Origin of the sequence: Streptomyces sp. NPDC004647 (assembly GCF_040609575.1) — a bacterium.
In the GTDB taxonomy this organism is placed as follows: domain Bacteria; phylum Actinomycetota; class Actinomycetes; order Streptomycetales; family Streptomycetaceae; genus Streptomyces.
Genome location: NZ_JBEXKU010000203.1, coordinates 1 through 1670 on the forward strand (window position 1 = coordinate 1; position 1670 = coordinate 1670).

Consider the following 1670-nt stretch of genomic DNA (forward strand, 5'->3'; position numbering starts at 1 on the left):
TCCAGCGCCTCCGCGAACACCGGGAACCGCCCGTACAACTCCCGGCCCATACCGATCCGCTGACTGCCCTGACCCGAGAACAGCACCGCCGTCCTCCCACCGAGCACCGCACCCGACACCACCGAAGGATCCGGGGCACCGGACGCCAGGGCCGCGAGGGCCCGTACCGCGTCACCGGGGTTGCCGGCCAGTACCACCGCGCTGTTGTCGAAGACCGACCGGCCCGTGGCCAGCGAGAACCCGACGTCCACCGGCCGCAGCTCCGGACCGGCCTCAACGTAGGAGAGCAGCCTGGCCGCCTGGCCGCGCAGCGCCTCCGGCGTCTTGCCGGAAAGCACCCACGGCACCACACCCGGCTCCACCGCAGGAGCTTCCGGCCTGGCGACCACCGTTCCCTGGATGACCGTGGGCGGTTGCTCCAGGATGACGTGCGCGTTCGTCCCACTGATTCCGAACGACGACACAGCCGCACGCCGCGCCCGGCCGGCCTCCGGCCACTCCGTCGGCTCGGTCAGCAGCTCCACCGCGCCCGCCGACCAGTCGACGTGGGAGGACGGGGCGTCGACGTGCAGCGTCTGCGGCAGCACACCGTGCCGCATCGCCATGATCATCTTGATGACGCCGGCGACGCCGGACGCGGCTTGGGTGTGACCGATGTTCGACTTGACGGAGCCGAGGAGCAGTGGACGCTCCGGGTCGCGGTCGCGCCCGTACGTGGCGAGCAGCGCCTGTGCCTCGATCGGATCGCCCAGCGTCGTTCCCGTACCGTGTGCCTCGACCACATCGACGTCGTCGGCGGAGAGTCCACCGCCGGCGAGCGCCTGACGGATCACCCGCTGCTGCGAAGGACCGTTCGGCGCCGTCAGACCATTCGACGCACCGTCCTGGTTCACTGCGGAACCCCGCACCACCGCCAGCACCTGGTGGCCATTGCGCCGCGCGTCCGAGAGACGCTCCAGCACCAGCATGCCGACGCCCTCGGACCAGCCGACACCGTCCGCCGACTCGGAGAACGCCTTGCAACGCCCGTCGGGGGCCAGGCCCCGCTGCCGGGAGAAGTCGACGAACACCGTCGGCGTGGACATCACGGTCACGCCGCCGGCCAGCGCCAGCGAGCATTCACCACTGCGCAGTGCCTGCATAGCCCAGTGCATCGCCACCAGCGACGACGAACAGGCGGTGTCCACCGTCACCGCCGGACCCTCCAGGCCCAGCGTGTACGACACCCGGCCGGACGCCAGACTCGTGCTGCCGCCTCCCTGGAAGCCCTCGAACTCAGAGCCTCCCAGCAGAGAGGTGTAGTCGCTGTACATCACACCGGCGAACACACCGGTCGCACTGCCCTTCAGCGAGACAGGGTCGATCCCGGCCCGCTCGATCGCCTCCCAGGACGCTTCGAGCAGCAAGCGCTGCTGCGAGTCCGTGGCCAGCGCTTCACGCGGCGACATCCCGAAGAAGGCGGGATCGAACTCATCCGCCGTGTGCAGGAATCCACCCTGGCGTGTGTACGAGGTACCCATGTGGTCGGGGTCCGGATTGAACAGCCCGTCCACGTCCCAGCCACGGTTGGTCGGGAAGCCGGAGATCGCGTCCGCACCCTCGGTGACCAGCCGCCACAAATCCTCCGGCGAGGCCACCCCACCCGGATACCGGCAGCTCATCCCCACCAC

Annotated in this window: 1 protein-coding gene; it reads right to left on the reverse strand. The window is 70.0% G+C overall.

What is annotated here, in order from left to right; all coding sequences use genetic code 11:
- Positions 1-1670: type I polyketide synthase (locus ABZW18_RS34675; RefSeq protein WP_356195485.1), on the reverse strand; the 1670-nt coding region annotated here is incomplete at both ends.